Source organism: Candidatus Thermoplasmatota archaeon, from assembly GCA_035541015.1.
GTDB lineage: Archaea > Thermoplasmatota > SW-10-69-26 > JACQPN01 > JAIVGT01 > DATLFM01.
This window is the reverse complement of record DATLFM010000033.1, coordinates 23,372-29,677: the sequence shown is the minus strand read 5'-3', so window position 1 is coordinate 29,677 and position 6,306 is coordinate 23,372. Positions and strand designations below refer to the sequence as shown.

Annotated in this window: 7 protein-coding genes; 1 reads left to right on the top strand and 6 read right to left on the bottom strand. The window is 67.0% G+C overall.

Features of this window, described 5'->3' with window-relative positions:
- Both VM681_03065 and VM681_03060 read right to left on the bottom strand, forming a co-directional pair.
- The coding region (locus VM681_03065; GenBank protein ID HVL86977.1) for a DNA gyrase modulator at positions 1 to 523 on the bottom strand (523 nt) is incomplete at its 3' end.
- Positions 524 to 587: 64 nt separating this feature from the next.
- Positions 588 to 1,307, bottom strand: a complete 720-nt coding sequence (locus tag VM681_03060; protein HVL86976.1) for a hypothetical protein — start codon at positions 1,305 to 1,307, stop codon at positions 588 to 590.
- Between the two features lie 132 nt (positions 1,308 to 1,439).
- Between VM681_03060 and VM681_03055 the strand changes: the two genes are divergently transcribed.
- Entirely contained in the window at positions 1,440 to 1,685 is a 246-nt protein-coding gene (locus VM681_03055) for a hypothetical protein (protein ID HVL86975.1), read from the top strand.
- A gap of 4 nt (positions 1,686 to 1,689) precedes the next feature.
- Here the strand turns inward: VM681_03055 and VM681_03050 are convergent, their stop codons facing one another.
- The 4 genes from VM681_03050 to VM681_03035 all read right to left on the bottom strand — a co-directional run bounded on the left by VM681_03050 (position 1,690) and on the right by VM681_03035 (position 6,277).
- Positions 1,690 to 1,977, bottom strand: coding sequence for a hypothetical protein (locus tag VM681_03050; protein HVL86974.1), 288 nt, complete (start codon positions 1,975 to 1,977; stop codon positions 1,690 to 1,692).
- A 189-nt stretch (positions 1,978 to 2,166) separates the two neighbouring features.
- Entirely contained in the window at positions 2,167 to 3,339 is a 1,173-nt protein-coding gene (locus tag VM681_03045; protein ID HVL86973.1) for a DNA topoisomerase IV subunit A, read from the bottom strand.
- Positions 3,339 to 5,252: a DNA topoisomerase VI subunit B gene (locus tag VM681_03040; GenBank protein ID HVL86972.1), complete on the bottom strand. Its 1,914-nt coding sequence runs from the start codon at positions 5,250 to 5,252 to the stop codon at positions 3,339 to 3,341. The genes VM681_03045 and VM681_03040 overlap by 1 nt, the downstream gene beginning before the upstream one ends.
- Before the next feature lie 119 nt (positions 5,253 to 5,371).
- Entirely contained in the window at positions 5,372 to 6,277 is a 906-nt protein-coding gene (locus VM681_03035; GenBank protein HVL86971.1) for a hypothetical protein, read from the bottom strand.
- Positions 6,278 to 6,306: the final 29 nt, after the last annotated feature.

The following is a 6,306-nucleotide window of genomic DNA, read 5'->3' as shown; positions in this document are numbered from 1 at the left end:
GTTCGGCGATGACGTCCGCCTGGAGAAGAACGCGGGTCGATTCCAAGGAACCGGAGCGACCCTCGCTCGTGAGAAGGCTCGTGACGGAGCGGTGGGCGCGCAAGGCGAGCGTGATCGACCGCACCTCGGGAAACCCGCGCGTGCGCGACTCCATGCGAGCCAGGCGCGACAACCACGCGTCGGGGTCCCCTGCAAAAGGGTCCCGCCGGACGACGTCGCGGGCGGAGACCTTCCCGCGGGAGAGCGGCACGATGGACGTCCGCACGGAGCTTGCGCGCGCGGCGGCGCGGGCCGCGGCGACGGCCGCGTCGGCAAGCGAAGCCTCCGGTTCGCCCGTCGTCGACGCAAACCCCCAAGCGCCCAGGACGAGGGCTCGCACGCAAGCCCCCCGCTCCGTCGAGGACAGGACGCGCGTGTCGCCGTCGACCCGCTCCGCAAACGCGTCCTGCATCGTTTGCCGGCGGACGTCCACGAAGGAGGCTCCACGCGAGAGCGCGCGGGCGACGAGGGCCGAGTCCTTCACGCGGCCGACAGCGTCGCGTCCCTACTTGAACGAGGCGGAGGAACGCGCGGATCGCGGCCCGAGGCTACTCGCCGGCGCGGAAGCGCACCAAGGGGCCATCGGGCGTCTCGGGCGAGGCGAACACGCTCAGGTTCTCCGGAGCGATCGGCGGGTTCATGGCCGCCGTGAGCATCGCAGCAAGCTCCTCGCCCGTCTGGTTCCCGAAGGTGACGAGGATCCGGTAGCCGTGCCGCGGCACGAAGTTCACGTAGTCCTCCACGGGGGCCCAGTTCGGCGGATCGCCGTAGGTCCGGTCGGGCAGGATGCGCGCGTAGAAGAGGCGCAGGGTGGCGTTCCCGCCGTCGCGGACCTCGATGGGGCCGTGCGCGGCGTCCGGGTTCATGCGAAGATGGCCCGATCGCAGCAGGATCCCCAGCCGCTCCAGGGCGGAGGCCATCGTGATGTCCGGTATGCCTCCGCGGAAGTTGCCTTCGATGTGCCACGTGGAGCCGCCGTCGGGCTCGGTCACGTGCATGTGCGACCGCAGATCCTGCGTGCGGCCGTAATCGTAGACCGGATCGCGGAGGTTGATGCGCTCTCCGTCGACGAAGATCGCCAAGGCCGGGTGCTCGTGCGCGAAGCGCGGGCCCGAGGGCGCGTTCGTGGCGGCCCACCAGGCGACGGCGCCCACGGCGGCAAGGGCCACGACGATCGCGGCGATCTTGAGGGCCTTCTTGGGCGCCTCCTTGAGCTTCTGCTTCCGGAGTCGCTCGGCGCGCCGCGCGCGAACGTCGTCGCTTGGCATCGAAAGCGGGAACCTTCCCGGCCATTAGAACCTTTTCGCAAGCGGCGCGAAGCGCCGCCGCGGACAAACGTTCATTTTTTATAGAAAAAAATAAATCAAAATAGCGCCTAAGGGTGTGCTCGGGATGCACGGATGACGTCGACCTATCTGCTAGTGAGCACGCTGCCGGGCATGCAGCGGAAAGTCTTCGAACGAATCTCCTCCCTGCCGCACGTGCAGGCGGAGACGATCCTCTTTGGCGAGCAGATCGCGGTGCAGCTCGACCCCTTGGCAGACGCGCACGCGGACCCGGCTCGTCTTGCGTCCATCGACGGCGTGGTCGAAGCGCGCGCGTACCGCGGGGACCATGCGTGGACGGTCCGTAACCGCCTGAACTAGGGCGCTAGGCCAGCACGCGGCGCTCGACGATCGTGATGCCGCCGCCCCGCAGCGAGCGCGCGGTTGCAAGCGCCTCGCGATCCAGGTGACGGAGGAATTCGCCGGCGTCCAAGTCCTCCTCGAGGAACGCCCGGAGAACGGATTCTTCCTGCCCCAGAAGCTCCATCGTGTCGAGATCGACGCCAAGGCGACGGCCCTTGCGCTCCAAGGCGACAAGAAGCCTACGCGGAAGCGACGGGTTGTAGTCGAGGCCCAACAGATGCTCGCCGCGCCGCTCCAAGCCGACCCTCACCCCAAATGGATCTTGAGAATCGGCCAGCGCAGGGCGCGCATCGGCAACGCCGACGGGCCTTCTGCGTGGGCCGATTCGTTGATCGTCCCGCTGCCTTGTAGGTGGGCCCTGCGCCGGCTTAACGGTTGCGCCAGGGTCGGACGCCCGCTTGGTGGACAGGTATCAGGACGACCACGCAACGGCGAAAATTCAACTGAGGATGCCCATTTCCGTCAATTTTTCGGGGAGGTAGCGGTCCGTGACGAAATCGAGACCGTACTTCGCGAGAGCCTGCTGCTCGGACTTCTTGTTGAGTTGGAGCTGCAGGTTGATCTCGCCCCTCCAGAAGTCGGTGGCAAAGCGAGGGTCGGTGAGCTCGGCCTCCAGCGCCTTCACGTCCTGCTCCGAGAGCTTGTCGGTGGGCAGGTCGTAGTTCACGATGTCCGAGGGCGTGATGCCCAAGTACTGCGCCGATGGGGTCGCCAGGAACTCGCTGATGTGCGCCGTCTTGATCGCCCCGTAGGCGACCGAGGCGTAGATACGGAAGGACCACGGGTCGCCGTCGGTGAACAGCACGACAGGAAGCTTGCTCTCCTCGTTGAGACGCTTGATGAAGCGCCGCGTGCTGCGGGCGGGCTGGCCCTTGAGGTGCACGAGGATCGCCTCGTGCGTCTCGTCGAATCCGTTCTCGACGAGACGGTCGAACATACCGCCGGTCTCGACGGCCACCACGAGCTTGCCGTCGATCTGCTTGAACCTGAGCTTCTCCTCCTCGACGTTGTAGGGAATGTTGTAGCCGGCGTCGCCCACGTCGTCCCGGCAGTTGATCGTGCGCTTCTGGCCGCTTCGGATCGTCTCCTCGATCGTGAGGTTGCCGATGACGCGCGCGCCGTCCTCCTCCGGCCGAAGCTTGAAGTCCTCGCGAAGGGCCCCCGTGATGATCTCGAGGTCCTCGGCAAGCTTGTCGCTCTCGGACTGCTCGCCGAACTTCGCGAGGTCCCAACCCTCGCTGATGTAGTACATCTCACGAAGCGTGGACGACTTCGTCTGGTCGATCATCTCCTTGATGAAGTCGACCATGTACATGGTGCGGAGGAGCATCATGGCCCCGTCGACCGTCTTGGCGCTGCGCAGCGTCTCCGAGTCGCCGTACTTCCAGACGCCGTGGGCCTCGTGGAAGGCGATGTTGCTCTTGGCTCGCACCGCAAGCGACAGCTCGGGGACCTTGGCCGAGGAGAACTGGCCGTACACGTCTTCGGCGATCTTCTGGAGCTCCCGGACCGCCTTCAACTGACGCGGCGTCGCCGGACGGCTCTCGGCCGCCTCCCGCCGAGGGCTTCGGGCGGGCGTGCCCGCGGCCGCCTTCGCCTTGCGCGGCGGCATCAGGCCTCGCCTCCGTTGGGCTTCCAGGGTTCGGCGCCGATCACAAGCTCCGCGTCGATGCCCGAGACGTAGAGGTCCGTCTCGTCGTAGGCGTCCTTGTCCAACCCGACGAATTCGAAGGAAAGCATGCGGGCCTCGCCCGTGGGGATCCGCTTCAGGTCCCACCGGATGTGCTCGGCCGTCTGCTCGGAGGGCTTGGGATCGACCCGGCCGACCGCGGCGCCGTGCGGGACGGAAGCGTACAGGCTCACGTTCTTTCCGTGGGACGTGTAGTTCTTGATCTCGACCTTGACCACGTGCCGCCGGTCGGGCCCGACGTACTCGATCGTCTCGGCGATCATCATGTTGTTCATGATCTTGGCCACGACGGGCTCGATGTCGGGCACGGGCTTGCCCAGGACCTTCGCGCTCTTGTCGGCGATGCGCGGCAGGATCTTGCGGATGAGCTCCATCTTCTCCTTCATGCGGTCGTACTTCTTGCGCTTGTGGATGTGCGCCTTCATCTTGCGCGCGCAATCCCGAAGCGCAAGCTCGATCTCCGATTCGATGGCGGCGATGTCGGCCACGGCCTCCTTGGCCTCGCTCGTGTAGGGCACGTTCGTGCTGGCAACATGCACGAGGAGGACGGCCGGCCCGTAGGGAATCCCCTTGCCGCCCCGCTGCTCGAGATCGTAGCGGCGCCAGTCGATGCCCTCGACGACGTGGGTGATCGCGCAGCCACCGCGCTGGTAGAGAAGCGGGACGCGGTTGGCAAAGCGCAGGATCCGCACCTGCTCGTCCGGCGCAAGCGGGCCGCCGTAGGCGATCCCGGCCTCGACCTGGAACGGATTGCCGCCGTAGACGGAGGGCGGGCGCGTGGATGTGGCCACGAAGACGCCGTCGGGAAGCTCCTTCTTGAGGCCCTTCTTCACGAGGTACTCGCCGATCGGGGAAAGGCAGTCGGTCGGCGGCGCCATCACCTTCACCTGGCGCATGGCCGCGTGGAGCGCCTTGACCTCCTCGAGCGCAAGCGAGGAGGGTTTTCGTCCCTCGTCGAGGCCGGCCTTGTCGCACATCTCGCGGGCGCTGCGGTGGCCGATCCGCGAGAACTCCGTGGTGAGGAAGGACGTGAGCTTGGTCGCCTGCGTGTCCTTGAGGAGCTTGAGCAGCATGCCAAGCTCGATGCCGTTGGGGTGCGGCTTGATCTCCACCGTCTTTGCGGGCAGCTGGTCCGTGGCGCGCTCGAAGATGGTGCGCGTTCCGTCGGGCTCGAGGAACGACAGCCGCGCGTGCGGATTCACGATGGCCGTCGAGCGCATGTACTCGAGGACGCTCTGCTGGCCGCGCTGGTACTTGCCCTCGAGGTGGATCTCGACGCGCGTCCCGTGGTCCTTCTCCCAGTGCGTCATGTCCTGCTTGACGATGTCCGCGCGGTTCTTGCGCGTGTCGAGCACGATGTCGACGACGTAGGCCGGGTAGCCGGGCCCGATCTTGCTCGTGATCCTCGCGGGCTTGCCGGTCGTGAGCGTGCCGTACATGACAGCCGCGCTGATGCCGATGCCCTGGGCGCCTCGCGTCTGGCGGATCGCGTGGAAGCGCGAGCCGTACAGCAGGCGGCCGAAGATGTTCGGGATCTGCTGCTTGACGATGCCGGGCCCGTTGTCCTCGACGACCAGGCGGAACTCGTCGTCCTTGACCTTGTGGATCTCGACGGAGAGGTCCGGAAGGATGCCGGACTCCTCGCAGGCGTCGAGCGCGTTGTCGACGGCCTCCTTGATCGTGGTGATGATCGCGCGCGTGGAGGAGTCGAAGCCCAAGATGTGCTTGTTCCGCTCGAAAAATTCCGAGACGGAGATCTCGCGCTGTTTCTTGGCGAGCTCCTCGGCGATGGGTTTTCCCGTGGCCACGACTTCGTCACCCAGCTTTGCCTGCACGCATCCCACCCGTTCCTCTCGGGCCCGGCGGACGAACGTCCACCGCGGAACGCGAAACCAAGCCAGCGTTCCAGAATAAACGTTTCGACTTCATTTTCGAGGCGGGTGCGTCGAATCGTTCAGGAGCGCCGCCGGCATGCCGCCGCCACGGCCAGCAGCCCGACGGCAGCGGCCGCCTCCACGCCGGGGACGGGGCTTGTCGTCCGCAGGGAGAAGGAAGCCGTCTGCGGCTCGCCCACAAGCTCGGTCCGGTTGGCGTGCTGGAAGCTTGCGACGAGGTCCACCTGGCCGGCCGGGGCGGCCGTCCACGGCGCCGACAGGGAAATCTCGACCACCTCCTCGAAGCGGCCGCCCGTGGCTAGCGAGCCAAGGTCGACGCGAGCGGGCGGCTCGACGCGGACGCCCTGGGGCGCGCCGCCCACCGCAAAGGTCACGACCATGGGGCCGTTGCCGTGGTTCACGAGGCGAACCCCGACTGTCGTCGGGACGCCGCCTCGGACTTGGACGTCCTCCCTCACGGGCGCCATGGACAGCAGCGGGAGAAAACCGGGCCGAAACTCGCGGACGCCCGTGCCCTCGGAGGCCATGAGGTTTCCGTTGGCGCGCGCCCGCGCCACCACCGAGATGGAGAAGACCTGGTACGACGGCGCCTCGAGCGTAACGTTCGCGTCGACGTACGTCACGCCCGTGGCCGTGCTGCCTCCGACGGCGCTTGTGGTGTTGATCGGAATGTGCACGGTGAGGTCCTGAAGGTGCGCGTGCATCCACTCGGGAGCTTCGAGGATCTCGAGGTCGACGCGCGTGGGACCCTGCGGCTGCAGCGCTCCCTGTCCGTACTGGTAGTGGATGCGGACTTCAAGCGCGTACGGCCGCCCGGGGATCATGATGCCAAGCGGCGGACCGTTGGGCTCCTGGATGTCCACGCGCACCGTCGTGGGGACAAACTGCGCCTGCGCGCCGGCGGTGGCGCCCAAGGCTGGCAGCGCCAGCGGGGCCAAGAGCAGGAGGAGGGCCGCAACTCGCACGGAGCGCACTTGCGGCCCTACGGCTTAAG